11 protein-coding genes and 2 pseudogenes are annotated in these 18,238 nt (G+C 73.7%); 9 read left to right on the top strand and 4 right to left on the bottom strand.

Annotated features, from left to right (window positions below; all coding sequences use genetic code 11):
• Nucleotides 1–46: 46 nt before the first annotated feature.
• The 3 genes from ACFWBY_RS15530 to ACFWBY_RS15540 all read right to left on the bottom strand — a co-directional run bounded on the left by ACFWBY_RS15530 (nt 47) and on the right by ACFWBY_RS15540 (nt 4,123).
• Complete coding sequence (locus ACFWBY_RS15530; RefSeq protein ID WP_385331529.1) at nt 47–1,681, bottom strand: carboxylesterase/lipase family protein; 1,635 nt, start codon at nt 1,679–1,681, stop codon at nt 47–49.
• An 80-nt stretch (nt 1,682–1,761) separates the two neighbouring features.
• Nucleotides 1,762–2,691 (bottom strand): 5'/3'-nucleotidase SurE, encoded by a 930-nt coding sequence (gene surE, locus ACFWBY_RS15535; protein WP_385331526.1) that lies wholly within the window; start codon nt 2,689–2,691, stop codon nt 1,762–1,764.
• Between the two features lie 163 nt (nt 2,692–2,854).
• On the bottom strand, nt 2,855–4,123 hold the full coding sequence (locus tag ACFWBY_RS15540) for an MFS transporter (protein ID WP_385331524.1): 1,269 nt from the start codon (nt 4,121–4,123) through the stop codon (nt 2,855–2,857).
• Nucleotides 4,124–5,054: 931 nt separating this feature from the next.
• On the opposite strand from ACFWBY_RS15540, the gene ACFWBY_RS15545 reads away from it, so the two are divergent.
• From ACFWBY_RS15545 to ACFWBY_RS15555, 3 genes are all read left to right on the top strand, one after another.
• Nucleotides 5,055–5,789: a phosphatase PAP2 family protein gene (locus ACFWBY_RS15545; RefSeq protein WP_385331522.1), complete on the top strand. Its 735-nt coding sequence runs from the start codon at nt 5,055–5,057 to the stop codon at nt 5,787–5,789.
• A gap of 128 nt (nt 5,790–5,917) precedes the next feature.
• Nucleotides 5,918–7,468, top strand: coding sequence for a carboxylesterase/lipase family protein (locus tag ACFWBY_RS15550; RefSeq protein ID WP_385331520.1), 1,551 nt, complete (start codon nt 5,918–5,920; stop codon nt 7,466–7,468).
• A gap of 288 nt (nt 7,469–7,756) precedes the next feature.
• Nucleotides 7,757–8,764 carry a LacI family DNA-binding transcriptional regulator gene (locus tag ACFWBY_RS15555; protein ID WP_385331517.1) on the top strand — a complete coding sequence of 336 codons (1,008 nt, stop codon included), beginning with the start codon at nt 7,757–7,759 and terminating at the stop codon, nt 8,762–8,764.
• A 794-nt stretch (nt 8,765–9,558) separates the two neighbouring features.
• Here the strand turns inward: ACFWBY_RS15555 and ACFWBY_RS15560 are convergent.
• The gene (locus ACFWBY_RS15560) at nt 9,559–10,518 is read right to left on the bottom strand and encodes an alpha/beta hydrolase fold domain-containing protein (RefSeq protein ID WP_385331516.1); all 960 of its coding nucleotides are present in this window, start codon (nt 10,516–10,518) and stop codon (nt 9,559–9,561) included.
• Between the two features lie 260 nt (nt 10,519–10,778).
• Between ACFWBY_RS15560 and ACFWBY_RS15565 the strand changes: the two genes are divergently transcribed.
• From ACFWBY_RS15565 to ACFWBY_RS15590, 6 genes and pseudogenes are all read left to right on the top strand, one after another.
• On the top strand, nt 10,779–11,252 hold the full coding sequence (locus ACFWBY_RS15565; protein ID WP_385331513.1) for an ATP-binding protein: 474 nt from the start codon (nt 10,779–10,781) through the stop codon (nt 11,250–11,252).
• Between the two features lie 181 nt (nt 11,253–11,433).
• Nucleotides 11,434–13,080 (top strand): annotated as a pseudogene (locus tag ACFWBY_RS15570) (AMP-binding protein); the annotation flags it as partial.
• 198 nt (nt 13,081–13,278) lie between these two features.
• Nucleotides 13,279–13,632: pseudogene (locus tag ACFWBY_RS15575) on the top strand (acyl-CoA thioesterase); the annotation flags it as partial.
• Nucleotides 13,623–15,914 carry an FAD-dependent monooxygenase gene (locus ACFWBY_RS15580; RefSeq protein ID WP_385331510.1) on the top strand — a complete coding sequence of 764 codons (2,292 nt, stop codon included), beginning with the start codon at nt 13,623–13,625 and terminating at the stop codon, nt 15,912–15,914. The pseudogene ACFWBY_RS15575 and the gene ACFWBY_RS15580, both read left to right, overlap by 10 nt.
• Before the next feature lie 18 nt (nt 15,915–15,932).
• Nucleotides 15,933–16,952 (top strand): carbon-nitrogen hydrolase family protein, encoded by a 1,020-nt coding sequence (locus tag ACFWBY_RS15585; RefSeq protein ID WP_385331507.1) that lies wholly within the window; start codon nt 15,933–15,935, stop codon nt 16,950–16,952.
• Nucleotides 16,949–18,061: a cupin domain-containing protein gene (locus ACFWBY_RS15590; RefSeq protein WP_385331504.1), complete on the top strand. Its 1,113-nt coding sequence runs from the start codon at nt 16,949–16,951 to the stop codon at nt 18,059–18,061. Before ACFWBY_RS15585 ends, ACFWBY_RS15590 begins: the two co-directional genes overlap by 4 nt.
• Nucleotides 18,062–18,238: the final 177 nt, after the last annotated feature.

Consider the following 18,238-nt stretch of genomic DNA (forward strand, 5'->3'; position numbering starts at 1 on the left):
GGGAGCCCGGATCACCCCGGTTCGGATCACCGGGTCTCCTCGCCCGTCAGAGGGGCCGGGCCGGCTGGGTCCGCCAGAACCCGCACTGGTGCTCCGCCGCGAACTCCTGGTCGAGCCGGTCCCCCGTGGGGCTGAGTTCGAGTACCGCTCCGCCCGGGCCGGTCGCCGGCCACCGGGTCTGGCCGCCCGCCGCGGGAGTCCCGTAGCGCGCGAAGGAACCCCAGTAGCGCTTCATCCGCGTCGCCAGCGCGACCTGGACGGGGGTCAGGGGCCGCTCGCCCATCGTGAAGTCGTGCAGATAGGCCAGTTCGGCGCTGTGCGCGTTCGACTCGTCGAGGCCCGGGACCTGTGCGCCCGCCAGGGTGGGCGAGTCCGGGTCGTCGAACTCGTAGGCGAAGGTGGGAACCTGCCGGGCGAACAGCTGCCCCGTCCAAGCGGTCTGGCAGGCGAAGCCCGAATCCGTCATGAGGGCCGACAGCGCCAGGTACGGGGACCCGTGCGCGGAGACCGGGTAGCGCAGGAGGACCTCCGGGCCGGCCGCGCCGTAGCCCGACAGGACCTGCTCCGCGTACTGCTCGGCGGTCAGGCCCGGCTGGGTCAGCGCGACGAAGAAGCGCGCCTCGGAGCGGGTGCTCCCGATCAGGACCGGGACCTTGTTCCAGTTCCCCGCCGAGATCGCGGCCGCAGGATCCACCGGGAGCAGCCCGTCGCCCGACGCCGGGCCCGAGGTCGGGTGCGTACGGGCCGCCTGCACCAGCGCCGGCCCCGAGGCGGCCCGCAGGCAGACCGCGAGCGCGGCCGGATCGGCGCAGCCCGCGCTCGCCGCGAAGGCCCGCGCCTCGGACTCGGCGCGTGCGGCGTCCGGAGTACGCAGCAGCGTGCACGGCCCGCTCTGCAGCACGGCCCGGTGGAACAGGCCCGCCGCGGACGGGGCGGCCAGCAGCCCGCACACCGAACCGCTGCCCGCCGACTGGCCGGACACCGTGACGTTGCCCGGATCCCCGCCGAAGGCAGCGATGTTCTCCCGCGTCCAGCGCAATGCCCGGATCTGGTCCATCAGGCCGAAGGATCCGGAGCGCAGCGCGTTCTCGCGGCCCAGTTCGGGAAGGCCCAGATAACCCAGCTGACCGAGCCGGTAGTTGATGCTGATCACGATGCTGCCGGTCAGCTCCGCCATCGTGCGCCCGCCGAACTGGGTACCGGTGCCCTGGCTGTAAGCGCCCCCGTGCATCCAGAGGATCACCGGCAGCCGGGCCCCCGCACGGGCGCCCCGCGACCGGTACACGTCGAGGTAGAGGCAGTCCTCGCTGACGGCCAGGGGGTCCCGCAGCCCGAACGGCGAGAACTGGAGGCAGGCGGGACCCTGTTCGGCGGCCTCGCGCACGCCGTTCCAACGCCGCGGCTCCCGGGGAGCGCGCAACCGGTCCTCCCCGATCGGCGCCGCCGCGTAGGGGACGCCGAGGAACTCCTGCGCCCCGTCGTGGACACGGCCCCGCAGCGCGCCCTGCGCGACGGAGACCACGGGGCGGGGCGAACCGGCCGGGCCGGGGGTCCCGCCCGCGGGAGCGGCTGCCGCCGGGAGCACCGTGGCGGCCAGGACGGTCAGAGCGAGTGCCGTACCGAGTAAGGCCCTTGCCGTGGAAAACCGGGCGATCAGGCTCGAGAGCCGCTGCCGTTGCATCCTTACTCCTGGGTTGAAGGCGATCCGGGGGCGGGGCGCGGCGCCGCGCGCCCCGCCCCGCAAGCGGAAGTGCGCAGGGCTTACGGGCGCAGCCCGGCGATGAGGGCGGCGGTGACGGCGTGGTCCGCCGGTCCCGTGTTCCAGTCGGCGTTCATCGGGCTGACGGCGATCTTCCCGGCGCTCACGGCCTCCACGTCGCTGCCCCGGGCCGGTGTCCGCAGGTCGACCTTCACACCGACCTTCCAGGTGCCGTCGCCGGCGTCGGTGAAGTCGGCCTTCAGCAGTACCTGCGCGTCCTGGAAGGTGGTGGCCACCCCCGCCGGCGCGCCCTTGCCGTCGGCTCCGACGACCGGGTGGTTGACGTTCAGTCCGACACCCTCGGGCAGCAGGGGCCCGGACCTCGCCCGGGTGCGCAGCCGGTCGATCAGCTTGACGGCGAAGTCGAGAGTCGGCCCCATGGCGTTGACCGTGGTCACGGGATCCGGAGCCGTGACGCCGCCGGTGCTCAGGGCGATGGCGGGTACACCGGCCTCCAGGGCGGTGACGGCGCCGCCGACCGTTCCGGAGTGAGTGGCGAGGCCGGCCACGTTCGGTCCGAAGTTGGTCCCCGACACCACCAGGTCGGGGGCGCGGCCCTCGAACACCTCGGAGAGCCCGAAGGCCACCGAGTCACCGGGCGTTCCGTCGACGGCCCACACCTTCGGCTCGGGGTGGCGGACCGTCACCGAGGGGGCGCTCATCATCTTCGTACCGGTGCCGCTCTGGTTGGTGAGCGGGGCGACGATGGTGACGTCGTGTCCGGCGGCGGTCAGCCGCTCGAAGGCGATACGGATGCCGGGCGCGTTGTAGCCGTCGTCGTTGGTGAGCAGGATCCGCAGCGGGCCCGCGGGCACCGGTGCGGGCGCCGGCCCGGCGTGCGGCTCGGCCGCCGCGGCGGCGGGCACCGTACCGGCGAGGGCGGGCGCGCACAGCAGCAGGGCGGCCAACGGCATAACTCGCTTGCGTCGCACAGAACGCTCCTTCGGAAAGGGAGTGGGGTCGGGACGGGATGAGGGCAGGTGAGGGTGGTTACCGGCGGGCGCGCGACCCTCGGCACGGGCCCGCCGGAGTGCGGTGGGGGCCGCCGCCCGGGGCTGGCAGGGGGCGGCCCGGCGACGGTGCGCCGACTGCGGGTCAGCGCACGCTGCGGATCGGGAGGATCGCCAGGGCGCCGATCAGCGAGAGGGCGCCGCCGACCAGGAACAGCGGGGTGTATCCCCCCAGGGCGGTGACGACGGCGGAGGCGACGAACGGGGCGATGATCTGCGGCCCGGCGTTCGCGATGTTCAGGACGCCCATGTCGCGGGCGGCGTCCTCGGCCCGGGGCAGCACCAGGGTCACGAGCGCGGTGTCGACGGCCATGAAACACCCGAAGGCGAGGCCGTTGAGCGCGCTGAAGACGAGCATGCCCGTCCAGGTCGGGCTGACCACGGGAACCACCATGACCAGCCCGGCGAGGGCCGCCGAGACGCCGACGAACACCTTGCGCCGGTTCCAGCGGTCGGACAGCAGTCCGCCGAGAACCGTGGAGACGGCCATCGCGACCATCGAGACGGGGGTGAGCACCGCCATCGCGGCGGGCGGGGTCAGCCCCTCGGGGAGCGCGATGTGGTCGTCCAGGATGTAGAGCTGGTAGCCGACGACCGAGAAGTAGCCGAGGACCATCAGCGCCCTCCCGATGAAGGCCCACCGGAAGTCGTGGTTGCCGAGCGCCGAGAGGAAGGCCTTGACCTGGGCCCCCTTGGGGGCGGCGGGCGCGTCCGGGGCGGACGTGCCCGGGGCGGGCTCGGAGCGCGGTACGTCCCGGCAGAAGGTGGTGAGCAGCAGCGCGGCCCCGGCGAGGACCGCGCCGAAGACGAGGTAGCCGGTGCGCAGGTGGTCCGCGGTCTGGGAGGCGATCAGTACGCCGACCGTGCCGCCGATGGGCAGGCCCAGTCCCACCAGCGCGGACGCGGTGCCGCGCCGGGCGGCGGGGACCCGGTCGGGCACGATCGCCGTGACGGCGGCCTGGTAGACGTTCATGGTCGCCTGGACCAGGCACCAGCCGATCCCGACGAGCAGGGCGGTACTGACGCTGCCGAGGAGCGCGAGGCCGCCGAGCGAGGCGAGGGCGCCGCCGAGCACCCAGGGGTTGCGGCGTCCGCTGCGGTCGGACAGGGCGCCGGCTATCGGGTTGAAGGCGGTCGCGAAGATCGCGCTGATGCCGCCGATGAGGCCCAGGACGGCGACTTTGTCGTCGCCGGCGATCGCGGCGATCTGGGTGGGCAGCAGGACGGAGCCGACACCCATGTAGACGGCCATCATCGCGGAGTTCGCGACCAGCAGGAGGAACAGGAGCCCGCGTCCGCGGGCAGGTTGGGGGTCCGCCAGGGCGGGCGGGTCGGTGATCTCGTTCGTGGCCATGACGACTCCTCGGGGGACGGAGCGGGGAGGTGGCGTGGGGGACCGCCGGGGTGCGGTGCGCGGGGGACGGAGACGCCGAGGGTGCTGTCGTGCACGGGGCGTCGCCGGAAGTGCCGCGCCGAGCGCGACGCGGATGACGCGGTGCGGGTTCTCGGTGCGGTTGCTCGGTTCGGTGCGTCGGTGCGGGGCCTGCGGTGCGGTTGCTCAGGGCAGGGCCCGCGGTGGATGCGGGGATTCCGGGGGGAGCAGGGGAAGGCCGGTGCAGTGCGGACGACCTATGTTGTTACACGTGTCACTCGCGGTGCCTGGACACTGTGTAGCACCCGTTCCCGGGTCTCGCCAAGGGTTGGGGCAGGTCTCCGCCCAGATCGTGACCGAGGGACGAACGGCAGCTCGATCACGTGTAACCACCTGGATGCGGCCACAGGACAGGCCTGCACCGTCCTAAAAGCCTCTTGCTCTTGTGGCGACGGTCACGCTTCCGCAATACTCCGTGCCGCACCGCGACGGCTCCTCCGCGGCGCACCGGAAGACCCCACCCACCCCTGCCGGCTCCCCGTCACCCCGGCTCGCCCCGGCCCCCCTCCACGCACGTCCGCGCCCCACGCCCCGCGCCCCCGAAGAGCCCACCCACCCCTGCGGCTCTCGCACCCGTGCGGCCCCCCACCTCTGCGGCCCTCCCACCCGTGCGGCCCGCCCACCCCTGCGGCTCTCCCACCCGTGCGACCCTCCCACCTCTGCGGTTCCCCCTCACATCCCCTACGGGCTCCCCCGCCTCACACGCCCGGCCCGCTCCGGCTCGCTCCGGCCATGCCGGCCCACTCCGGCCCACTCCGGCCCGCTCCGACCCTCCGCGCATTTCCGCGCCCCGTGCCCGCACACCGCCCCCGCACGCCCCACCGCCCGGGAGGCGACCGCGAAAGGTCCTGCCATGCCTCGACTCCCCGCTCCCGCTCCCGTCCCCGCCCCCTCGTCGCCACAGTTCCCCGCCCGGCCGCCCCGGCGCCCGGTGCCCGCGGCCCCGCCCCGCCACGCCCTCGCCTGGGGGGCGGCACTGACGCTGCTGTCCGTGCTGCTCGGCCTGCTCCTGCGGGTGAACGAACGGCCCTTCTTCCAGGGCCTCGACGACGCCTGGGCCGCTTCGCTCAACGGCTCGCCCGCCGACTCGGCCACAGGGTTCGCCACCGTGCTCGACCGCCTCGGCGGCCCCCTGGGCACGATCGTGCCGCTGATGCTGATGGGCTGCCTGTGCATGTACGGGCGCTGGCGCTCGGCGCTCTTCGTCTTCACCACCGCCGTCCTGGCCAACGTGCTCGTCGTGCTGCCCCTCAAGCAGTTGGCCGACCGGCCGCGGCCACCGCACACCTGGGTCCTCGTCAACGACGGCTCGTACCCCTCCGGCCAGGTCTTCAGCGCGGTGGCCCTGGTGATCGCGGCCGCGGTGGTGCTGTTCCCGCCGGGCGGCCGGCGCTGGTGGTGGCTCGTCGGCGCGGGGTACACCGGCGCCATGATGTGGAGCCGCACCTGGCAGCACGCCCAGTGGCTGAGCGACACCTTCGCCGGCGCCATGGCCGCCGCGGGGGCCTGCCTGCTCCTGTGGCGGGCCTTCGCGCCCCTGCTGGAGAAGGAGGCGGAACGGATGGCTGCCGACACCCTCTGGCTCTGACGGCCTTCCCGGCCGGTACGGCGCGCCGCACGCTCAGGATATCGAGCAAGATTGACGGTCGCCGAATTCACGCCATACTCTCGAAAGGTCGGCGCGCGTTCGGCGCGCGGCCCAGGAAGGATCGACTCATGGCACCCACCCCAAGACCCGGTCAGCCCGTGGCGCACCCGCCGGCGGGCCGGTTGCACGGCGCGTTCGAGGACGGGCTCGCCGTCTTCCGGGCCGTGCCCTACGCCGCGCCTCCGGTCGGCGAACTGCGCTGGCGTCCCGCGCGGCCGCACCCCGGCTGGAGCGGCACGCGGGACGCGACCGCCGACGGCCCCAGCGCACCGCAGATGTACATGGAGGGCGGCGACCCGGTCCTCGGCGGGCACGGCGAGCCGCCCTTCGACGAGGACTGCCTGACCCTCGACGTCTGGACGCCCGCGGCCGACAACGCCCGGCGGCCGGTCCTCGTCTGGATCCACGGAGGCGGCTTCGTGTCCGGCTCCGGTTCCCTGCCGAACTACTCGGGCGCGCCCTTCTCCCGCGACGGCGATTTGGTCGTCGTCAGCATCAACTACCGTATCGGGCCCCTGGGTTACCTCTACTACGACCCCGAGGACGACGCGGCGGGCTCCGGCGCCAACCACTGGCTGACCGACCAGCTCGCCGCCCTGCGCTGGGTGCACGACAACATCGCCGCCTTCGGCGGCGACCCGGACACGATCACCGTCGCCGGACAGTCGGGCGGCGCGGTGTCCACCGCCGCCCTCGCCGGACTCCCCGAAACCCAGGGCCTGATCAAGCGGGTCATCCTGATGAGCCCGCCCTTCGGGCTGGACCTCCCGGAGCCCGGCGCCGCCCTGGAACGCACCGCCGCGTACCTGGAGCCCACCGGGGCCAGAACCCCGGCCGAGGCGCGAGCAGTCCCCTGGCCCGAGTTGATCGGCGCCGTCGGCGGTCTCTTCGCGCGGACGACGCGCTGGGGTTACTGGCCCACGCCGTTCCTGCCCGTGGTCGACGGCGTCAGCCTCCGCCGACACCCGGCCGAGGCCCTGCTGCACGGGGCCACGGCCGGCATCGAGGTGATGATCGGCTGGACCCGGGAGGAGGCCAACTTCGGGTTCGCCCTCAACGAGGTGTACGCCGCGGCCGACCGGGACCAGGTGACCGCCCGGATCGCGGACACCTTCGGCCCCGAGGCCGCCCCCGGCGTGTACGCGGCGTACGAGCGCGCCCGGCCGGGCGCACGGCCGGCCGACGTCCTGATGGACCTCATCACGGACGAGCTCTTCCGCGTCCCCGCGCTTCGACTGGCCGAGGCCCGGGCCGCGTCGGGCAGCCCGGTGTGGGCCTACCAGTTCGACCTCCCCGCGGCCGCCTACGACGGACGGCTCGGCGCCGCGCACTGCCTCGAACTGCCCTTCGCCTTCGCCAACTTCGACCAGTGGGCCCACGCGCCCCTGACGGCCGGGCTGAACCCCGCCGTACGGGACGGGCTCGCGCACACGATGCACGAGGCCTGGATCGCCTTCGCCCGCACCGGCGACCCGAACCATCCGGGCATGCCGACGTGGAACCCGTACGAGAAAGAATCCCGCACGACGATGCGCTTCGACTCCGTCGTCACCGCGCTCGGCGATCTCGCCGGGGACTCGCTGCGGCTGCACGAAAGGGCCCTCGACCGGCCCGCGTGAGGGCGGGTGTCCCACGTCCCGCCGGCCCGCGACCTCCCGGCCCCGGCCTCCCGGCCCCGGGCTCCCGCAGGTCTCCCCCGGTCCGTCCCACGGCGTCCCGCCGGGCCCTCCCGCGGCGTCCCGCCGGGCCCTCCCGCGGCGCCCTACGGCCCGTCCGGCCCGCGCCGGCGCTCCCCTGGCCTCCTGGGGGCTCCGCACATCCGGGCGGGCCCGCGCTCCCTTGATCTAACTCGTGTAACCTCGGAAGGGCAGGCACCAAGCCGATCACAAGGAGCGTCGATCGACGTCATGGCCAAAGACACTCCCGTTCCGGCGTCCCCCACCAGCGCCGACGTGGCCCGCCTCGCGGGCGTGTCCCGCGCCACGGTCTCCTTCGTCCTCAACGACACCCAGGGCCACCGTGTCGGCGAGGCCGCCCGGGCCCGCGTCCTCGACGCCGCCCGACAGCTCGGATACGTACCGCACGCCGCAGCCCGGTCCTTGCGGGCCGGCCGCAGCAACCTCGTCCTGATGCCCTCGTCGATCTCCGCGGTCGGCCGGCTCGTCAGCGACTGGGTCGACGAACTGCACAGCGAGCTCGAGCGGCACGGCTACACCGCCGTCCTGCACGCCGGGCGCTTCGCCGACCCCCTCGACGCCGCCCGCGCCTGGGCCGAGCTGCGGCCGGCGGCCGTCATCGCCCTCGACGGCGACCGGCTCACCGCGCAGGCCGCCGACGTGCTGCGGCGCGCCGGGGTGCGCGGCGTGCTCGCCTTCGCGGCCCACCCCGTGCCGGGCGTACACACCATCGGCTTCGACCACGCCCGGATCGGCGCCATCGCCGCCGAGCACCTGATCGCCCGCGGCAGGACCCGTATCGGTGTGGTCATGCCGCAGGAGCGCGGCCTCGGCACGCTCGCCGCGCCGCGGCTCGCCGGCGCCGAGTCGGTCGCCGCCCGGCACATGGCCACCGTAACCCCGGTGGAGCTGTCCTACACCCGGGAGTCCGCGACCGCGCTGGCACGACGCTGGCCGAGCCTCGGCCTGGACTCCGTGTTCGCCTACAACGACGAGTACGCCGCGCTGCTGCTCCACGCGCTCCGGGCCGAGGGCATCGAGGTGCCGCGGGACGTGGCCGTCGTGGGCTCCGACGACCTGGTCCTCGCAGCCCTGCAGCAGCCCCCGCTGACCTCGATCCGCCTGGAACTCCTCGCGCCCTCCCTCGTCGCCGACGCGGTGCACGAGCTGATCGAGACGGGGACGACGCCGCCCATGCCCGACGTCGAGGCGGTCCTCGTCCACCGCGAGACCTCGTAGGGCGGCGGCCGGTCAGCCGTCCCTTCCGGATCCTGCCGGGCCCGCGGCGCGCGGCTGCGGGTTGCCGGGCCGCCGCGCGCACGGCAGGCGGCGCCGGAGCACGGACCGTGCCGGCGAGGCGGTCCTGCGGCACGTCCCGCGCGACGTGCGTACGCCGTGGGGACGGAAGCGGTGGCCAACCAAGCGGCGAGGCCACCGTCGGGGAGATCGGCGACGCCCACGAGATGCCGGTGGCATCCCGGCCTCCTGCCGCCCGCCGCCGTGCGGCTTGAGTACGGAAGCGGCGGCCGGTTTGGGTCACCCCGCTGTGCGGCGGACGGGCAGCCGGGTCTCCAGCGGCGCCCACACCCGCCACCCCTCCCGGGACGGCTGCGCGCCGCAGGCCGCAGTGCCGCCGAAGTCGGCGAGGTCGGCCGGCAGCGCACGGACCGCCCGGCAGCGGTGTGGGAGAGGGCCTCGTCTAGGACCAGACCGTCCTGGTCCCCGAGGGCACACGGGCCCTCCGGCCGGCGTGGGCGACAGACGCCCCCACCAGCATCGCATCAGTGATCACTCATGGGACGGGCACCTCGGTCGCACCCCGCCGGAAGCGGACCGGCGCCGACAGCGGGCGCGGCGCCCACCACGGCGGCGGGCCGCTCGCCCGGCCGCGGGATGTCAGGCGCCCCCGGTCGCGGTGTCCGGTGCGGTGCATCGCAAGGCGGAGGGCCGCGGCTCGTACCGGACGTACTTGCGGGGTCCGACAACGCGGCGAGGTGCCGTGCCGGGCGCCGCGATCCGGTGGACCTTTCCGGTCACTGCGCTAGGTGGCGGGCGAGGAAGGCGACGCTGTCGGCGACGATCCGGTCGATGTCGGGAGAGCCGAGGAAGATGTGGTCGGCGTCCTCCACGGGCGTCAGGACGACCTCGCCCCCGGCCTTCGCGAGGGCCGCGGCGAGCTGTTCGCTCTGGCTGTAGGGCACCAGACCGTCCCGCGTTCCGTGGATCAGCAGGAACGGCGGCGGGTCCGAGCCCTCGACGGCGTACGTGACGGGGCTCGCGGCCCGCGCCAGCTCCGGGCGTTCGGCGACGGACGCGCCGAGCAGGGCCTCGTAGGGGTCGGGAAACTCGGCTCCGGCGGGCATCGCCGGCATCGCCGGCATGGGGTGCCCGGCGAGGGTGACCAGGTCGTGGACGCCGTACCAGTCCACGACGGCCCGTACGGCGGTGTTCCCGGCGCCCACGCCCTGCACGCCCTCCAGCGCCTCCGCGTCCGGGGTGTCGGCGCCGACGACTCCGGCGAGGGCCGCGAGGTGGCCTCCGGCGGACTCGCCCCAGACGCCGATCCGGTCGGGGTCTATGCCCAGCACGGAGGCGAACTGCCGGACGTAGCGGATGGCGGCCTTCACGTCGTGCAACTGGGCCGGGAACGGGGCCTCCAGGCTGTGCCGGTAGTCGATCGAGACGAGCGCCAGGCCCGCCGCCAGCACCGACCCGTGCAGCAGTTCCACGGGCACGGTCGGCGGGGGATAGCGCCGGTCGCCGTCCAGCCAGCCGCCGCCGTGGATCCAGACCACCGCCGGGAAGGGCCCCTCGCCCGCCGGCACCAGTACGTCGAGCAGCCGCGGTCGGTAGCCGGGTGACGTGGCGTAGGTGACCCCGTCGAGGCGGCGGACGCCGTCCGCGTCCACCACCGCGGGCACGGGGGTGCGGAACGGCGGAGGCGGCCAGGTCATGTCCGCCAGGTCGATCGCGGCGGGGAGCGGTTGTGTCATTGCGGCCCTTCCAATGTCTTCGGGGTTCACGTGCACCTGCACGCGAGTGTCCCGCTGCGGCCACGACTACGGACAAGGCTTCGTAACGTATGTCCGAAATGCTTGCGCGAGCCGCGGCGGAGGCTTAGCGTGTTACACGTGTAATCACGACTCTAGCGACGCATTTCCGCAGACCACAAGAGCACGGGCAGTCCCACTTTCCCGCGAGTTACACGAGATACAGCGCGGACGTCGTCACCTTCCCCCTCCGGGAGCACGTCATGCTCACCTCAGTCCCGACCCCCACACCGCCCGTCGTCGGCCCGGTCACCCCGGCCGTCTCCGGCGTCCGCGGCTTCGGCCACTGGGCCGCGGAGCCCACAGCGGCGGCCGTCCCCCTGCTCCGGTCCCGCGTCCGCACCACGCTCGCCGGCTGGCGGATCGCCGCCGAGATCGCGGACGTCCTGCTGCTGGCCGTCAGCGAGCTGGTCGGGAACGTCGTCGTGCACGCCGCCGACGCCGGTCGACTGCGCGTCGCGATCTCCCTCCGGGCCGGCTGGCTGCAGCTCGAGGTCGCCGACGGAGCCGCCGCGCTGCCCCGGCTGCCGCACCCCCGGAGCGAGGTGGACCCGGACGCCGAGGACGGGCGCGGCCTGCTGATCGTGCAGCTGATGGCGGCCGAGAGCGGGGGCCGGCTCAGCGTCGAGGCGGACGAGTTCGGGAAATGCGTGCGGGTGCGCGTACCGGCCGCCTGACGCGCGGCGAAGCGCACTCCCAGGGCTCCACAGAGGGCCCGGACCCCGCCGGAGCGGGCGCCGGACGCGATGCCGAGAGAGACGATCGCCTCACAAAAATATCGCGAGGAATTGACGGCCGCCAATTTATCGAGATACTTGCCCCATCTCCCCCGCTGCTCCCTGATTGAGGTGCCGCCCCATGGAGCTCTCCCCTTCGGCGCACGCCGATACCTTCTGCCGCGACCGGCTCCCGCCCTTCGACCTCTGGCCCGAACTCCACTTCGACCTGCCCGAGTTGAACTATCCGGACCGGCTCAACTGCGCCCGCAGCCTCCTCGACGACGCCGTCGAGCGCTGGGGCCCCGACCGCCCCTGCCTGTTGACCCAGGACGAGCGCTGGACGTACGGCGAACTGCTGCAGCGCGCCAACCAGATCGCCCAGGTACTCACCGAGGACGTAGGCCTGCGCCCCGGGAACCGCGTACTGCTGCGCGGTCCCAACAACCCCTGGCTCGTCGCCGCCTGGTTCGGCGTGCTCAAGGCGGGCGGTGTGGCCGTCACGACGGTGCCGCTGCTGCGCGCCGCCGAGCTCACCGGCCTGTGCGAGATCAGCCGGCCCGTCGTCGCCCTGTGCGACCACCGCTACCTCGATGAACTCGAAGCCGCCACCACGGGCGGCGCCGCTCCCACCGGGGTCCCCGGCGCCCGGGTGATCGCTTACGGCGGGCCCGGCGAGGACGATCTCACCGCCCGCTGCTCCGCCAAGGACGGCGTCTTCACCACCGTGGACACGGCCGCGGACGACGTTGCGCTGATCGCCTTCACGTCCGGCACGACCGGGCGCCCCAAGGCGACCCTGCACTTCCACCGCGACGTGCTCGCCAACGCCGACACCTTCTCCCGGCACGTCCTGCAGCCGCGCTGCGACGACGTGTTCACCGGTACGCCGCCGCTCGCGTTCACCTTCGGACTCGGTGGTCTGGTGGTCTTCCCGCTGCGGGTCGGTGCCGCCACCCTGCTCGTCGAGGCGGCGACGCCGGGGCAGCTCGCCGACCTCGTCGCCGCACACGGGGTGACCGTCCTGTTCACCGCGCCCACCGCCTACCGCGCGATCATGGCCGCGGGAGCGGTCGGCCGCCTGGCCGGCCTGCGGCGCTGCGTATCGGCGGGTGAACCCCTGCCCGCCTCCGTGTGGGAGGAGTTCCACGCCGCCACCGGGCTGCGCATCATCGACGGCATCGGCGCCACCGAGATGCTGCACGTGTTCATCTCCGCGGCCGACGAGGACATCCGACCCGGCTCCACCGGACGGCCCGTCCCCGGCTACCGCGCCGCCGTGGTCGACGAGAACGGGTCACCCGTCCCCGACGGGCAGCCCGGTCTGCTGGCCGTCACCGGGCCCACGGGCTGCCGCTACCTGGACGACCCGCGCCAGTCCACGTACGTCCGGAGCGGGTGGAACATCACCGGTGACACCTACATCCGGGATGCCGACGGCTACTTCTGGTACGTGGCCCGCAGCGACGACATGATCGTCTCCTCGGGCTACAACATCGCGGGGCCCGAGGTCGAGAAGGCGCTGACCGGCCATCCGTACGTGGCGGACTGCGGCGTCGTCGGCGTCCCCGACGAGCGGCGCGGCATGCTCGTCAAGGCGTACGTGGTGCTGCGCGCCGGCGTCCCGGCCTCCCCGGCGACCGTCCGCGAGCTCCAGGACCACGTCAAGGCCGCGATCGCGCCCTTCAAGTACCCGCGTGCCGTGGAGTTCGTCAGCGAACTCCCCCGGACGGAGACCGGCAAGCTCCGCCGCTCCGAACTCCGCACCCGGGGGCAGGAGTCGGCGCCCACGGCCGGGCCGGAGCCCGTGACGGCCACGACGGCCACGGTCGGCTCCGCACCCGGGCCGGCCGAAGACGGCGGCTGCGCCGCCGGGTGCCCCGAGGCCCGGGTGCCGGACCTGCCCAGCGTCGTCGTCGAACGGCGCGTCGAGTGGACCGACACCGACGCCGCCGGTCACTACCACCACTCCACCGTCGTGCGCTGGGTCGAGTCGGCCGAGGCCGTGCTCCTGCGCCGCCTGGGCCTGTCTCACCTCTTCGGCAGCACGCCCCGCGTCCACTTCGAGGCCGACTACCGGGCTCGGCTCTGGTTCGGCGAGGCCGTGCGGACCGAGCTGCGCGTCACGAAGGTCGGTACGAGCTCCCTCCACTACGCCTTCACCGTCCACGGCGAGGAGGGAGCGGAGGCCGCGACCGGCCGCATGGTCATCGCCCACTCCGCCGCCCGCGCCACGGGGACGACCCCCTGGCCGGCCGAGGTCCGCGAGGTCCTCACGAAGGCCGGCCGGCAGGCCCCCGAACTGATCGAGAACAACCGAGGAGGCGCCCCGTGCGCATAGCAGTCATCGGAGGCGGGCCGGGCGGCCTGTACTTCGCCGCCCTGGCCAAGCAGCTGTCCCCGCACTGGGAGGTGACCGTCTGGGAGCGCAACGCTCCCGACGACACCTTCGGCTTCGGGGTCGTCTTCTCCGACGAGACCCTCGACGGCATCGCCCAGGCCGATCCCGCCGTACACGCCGCGATGTCGGCGGAGTTCGCCCGTTGGAGCGACATCGACGTCCGTCACCGGGGCCGGACGCTGACCTCCGGCGGGCACGGTTTCGCCGCCCTGGGCCGGCGCCGGCTGCTGGAGATCCTCCAGGAGCGCTGCGCCGCCCTGGAGGTGGACGTCCGCTACCGCACGCAGGCCCCTTCTCCGGAGCGACTGGCCGCCGAATACGACCTGGTGGTCGCCTGCGACGGGGTCCGCTCGGCCACGCGGGCCGCCTACGCCGACACCTTCGGCGCCGATCTCGACGAGCGCTCCGGCCGCTACATGTGGCTCGGTACCGACAAGGTCTTCGAAGCCTTCACCTTCATCGTCGAGGAGCGGGACTTCGGCACCCTCCAGGTGCACGCGTACCCGTACGACGCCACCCGATCCACCTTCATCGTCGAGATGGACGAGGAGACCTGGCGTCGGGGCGGCTTCGCGCAGTCCGCCGGCCGCGACCTGGCGCCCGGCGCCAGTGACGAGGAGGGGATCCGCCGCTGCGAGGAGATCCTCGCAGCGCACCTGGACGGGCACCGGCTCATCCCCAACAACTCCAAGTGGCTGCGCTTCACCACCGTGCGCAACCGCACCTGGCGGCACGCCAACACGGTGCTGCTCGGGGACGCCGCGCACACGGCCCACTTCTCCATCGGCTCCGGCACCAAGCTCGCCATGGAGGACGCCCTCGCGCTGGCCGCCTGCCTGCACGAGCACCCCGACGTCACGAGCGCGCTGGCCGCCTACGAGGACGAGCGCAAGCCGGTCGTGGAGTCCACCCAGCGTGCGGCCCAGGCCAGCCTCGAATGGTTCGAGAACATCGACCGGTACACCGGCCAGGACCCGCACCAGTTCGCATTCAACCTGCTGACGCGCAGCCGCCGGGTCACCTACGACAACCTTCGGGTACGGGACGAGGAGTTCACGACGGCCGTCAACGCCTCGGCGCCGGTCCCGCCGATGTTCCGGCCCTTCCGGCTCGGCGGCCTGCGCCTGCGCAACCGGATCGTCGTGCCCCCCATGGCACTGTCCACGGCCCGCGACGGGGTCCCGGGCGACTTCGACCTCGTGCACCTGGGTACCCATGCCCTCGGCGGCGCGGCCCTGGTCATCGCCGGCATGACGGCGGTCAGCGCCGGCGGCCGGACCGACGCGGGCTGCCCGGGGCTGTGGACCGACGAGCAGGAGGCCGCCTGGCGGCGGATCACCGGCTTCGCCCACGGCCAGTCGGACGCCTGCCTCGGCATCCAGCTCACCCACGCCGGCCGCCGGGCGGCCGAGGGGCCGCTGCTGGCCGCCTCCGCGCTGCCGTGGGACGAGCGGAGCCCGGTGCCCCACGAGGCGAGCCGCACCGATATGGACCTGGTCGTACGGGACTTCGTGCGCGCGACCGAGCGCGCCGACCGGGCCGGCTTCGACGTTCTGGAACTCCAGTACGGCCACGGCCATTTGATGTCGGGGTTCCTGTCGCCGCTGACCAACCGGCGCACCGACGAATACGGCGGGGCCGTTGACGGCCGGTTGCGCTTCCCGGTCGAAGTGCTGGCAGCGGTGAGGGCGGTGTGGCCGGCCTCGAAGGCGCTCCTGGTCAGGATCTCGGCCGCCGACTGGGCCGAGGGCGGCCTGGAGGAGGCGGACGCCGTGCACATCGCCAGCGCCCTGGCCGCGGCGGGCGCCGACGCGATCGACGTCTCGACCGGCGAGGTCGTGGCGGACGAGCGGCCCCGCTTCGGCCGCAGCTACCAGACCCCTTATGCCGACCTGATCCGCAACGCGACCGGCGTGCCGACCGTCGCCGTCGGCGCGCTCTCCACGTACGACGACGTGAACTCGGTGATCCTGGCCGGCCGGGCCGACCTGTGCGCGGTGGGCCGCGCACAGCTCCACGACCCCTTGTGGACCCTGCACGCTGCCGCCGCCCAGGGGTACCGGGGGCCGGCCGCTCCCTGGGCCCGGTCCTGGCGGGCCGGCAGCGCGCGGCCGCCGGCAGCGCGCACCGACCGGGTCGCGCCCCGCCTCGAACTGCTGCGGCAGCCCGTCGCACCGGTGCACCAGCGATGGCTGCCGCGCGTCACCGCGCCTGCCCTCTGAACGGAACGGCCGAGACCCATGGAGATCCCTCCCCAGCGCGACCTGCCCCGCTTCACCGCGGCCGCCGTACAGGCCGCCCCCGTCTACCTCGACCCCGCCGCCACCGTCGACAAGGCCGTCTCACTGATCGCCGAGGCCGCCGGGAACGGCGCCGGACTCGTCGTCTTCCCGGAGGCGTTCGTCCCCGGTTACCCGTACTGGAACTGGACGATGAACCCGGTCCAGGGCTCGCCCTGGTTCGAGCGCCTGCAGCGCTCCTCCATCGACGTCCCCGGCCCGCACGTCGACACCCTGCGCGCGGCGGCCCGGCAGTACGGGGTCGTCCTCGTCATCGGCGTCAACGAACGCGCGCCGCACAGCCTGGGCGTGCTCTACAACACCCTGCTCACCATCGGCCCCGACGGGGAACTCCTCGGCGTGCACCGCAAACTGGTGCCCACCTGGGCCGAGAAGCTCACCTGGACCGGCGGCGACGGCAGTTCGCTGCGGGTCCACCAGACCGCCATCGGCCCGATCGGCGCTCTGGCCTGCGGGGAGAACACCAATACCCTGGCCCGCTTCGCGCTCCTGGCGCAGGGCGAACTCGTCCACGCCGCCTGCTACATCTCCCTGCCGGTGGCACCCGCCGACTACGACATGGCCGACGCCATCGCCGTGCGGACGGCCGCGCACAGCTTCGAGGGCAAGGTCTTCTCGGTCGTCGCCTGCTCGACGGTCTCCCCCGAGATCGTCGACACCGTGGCCGGGGACGACGAGGAGGTCCGGGCCCTGTTCAGCCGGCCGCGCAGTGCCCTGTCCGGCATCTTCGGGCCCGACGGCCGTCCGGTCACGGAGCCGCTCGTGGACGTCGAGGGCATCGTCTACGCCGAGATCGACCTGGCCCGGTGCATCCAGCCCAAGCAGATGCACGACATCACCGGGTACTACAACCGCTTCGACGTCTTCCGCCTCGAAGTCGACAACCGACCGCGCCCGCCCGTCACTTTCACCGTTCCGCCGTCCCGGCCGCTGCCCGCCGTCCCCGAGGAGGACTCATGACCATCGAACAGGACGACACCGCGCTCGGCCGCGCCCGGGTCGCCGACACGCCCGAGCTCGCCGACTACTACGCCGAACTCGAAGCCCTGGAGGCCGGCGCGCTGTGGACCGTGGCCAACGACATCGAGCCCTGGTACCCGCAGCCCAAGTCCGTTCCGGCGCTGTGGCGTTACGAGGAGCTGCGGCCCCTCGTCCACAAGGCCCTCGGGCTCGTCCGGGCCGACGACGCGGGCCGCCGTGTCGTGATGCTGGTCAACCCCGGCCGCAAGGACGTCAGCGCCGCCGCCGGACTCCTCTACACCGGCCTGCAGATCATGGGCCCGGGCGAGGCCATGACCGCACACCGCCACCAGGCCGCGGCCCTGCGCTTCGTCCACGAGGGCACCGGTGCGTGGACGATCGTGGACGGCCAGAGGCTGGAGGTCGGCCCCCGCGACTTCGCCATCACCCCCAACGGCACCTGGCACGAGCACGGCAACGACGGGACGGACGCCCCCGTGATCTGGCAGGACGGCCTGGACATCCCCCTGGTCAACGCCCTGGACGCCGGCTTCTACGAGGTCCACCCCGAGCTGCACCAACAGCCCGGCAAGGTGGTCAACTCCTCGGTGCTGACCTACGCCGCGAACCTGCTCCCGTACGGCGCCGAGAAGTGGACCCGGCCCTACTCCCCGCTGCTGGCCTACCCGTGGGAGCAGACGTACGAGGCCCTGCTCGGTCTCGCCAGGGCGACCGGGGGCTCCCCGTACGACGGGACCATCGCGGAGTACACCAACCCGGTGACCGGCGGCCCGGTCATGCCCACCATGAGCGCCCACATGCAGCTGCTGCTCCCGGGCCAGGCCACCAAGGCCCACCGCCACACCGGGTCGGTGATCTACACGGCGGCCAAGGGGCGCGGGGTGTCGGTGATCGCCGGGCAGCGCTTCGAGTGGAAGCGGGGGGACGTCTTCTGCGTCCCGTCCTGGGCCTGGCACGAGCACCACAACCTCGACCAGTCCGAGGACGCCTGCCTGTTCTCCTTCAACGATTTCCCCGTCATGCGCTCCCTCGGCTTCCACCGCGAAGAGGCGTACACGGACAACGGCGGGCACCAGCCCGCCTCCTGAGCCGCGTCGCCGCACCGGAAACCGCCGGCCCTGACACCGGTCCCGGTGCGGCGGCGCACCGTGCGGGGCCGGGCGTCCACGCCCGGCCCCCCCCCCCCCCCCCCCCCCCCCGCACACGCCCCCTGAGGGTACGGACCCCCCCAGGGGGGGGGGGACAAAACCCCCCACCCGCCGCCC

This window comes from Streptomyces sp. NPDC060049, from assembly GCF_042736715.1.
Taxonomy (GTDB): Bacteria; Actinomycetota; Actinomycetes; order Streptomycetales; family Streptomycetaceae; genus Streptomyces.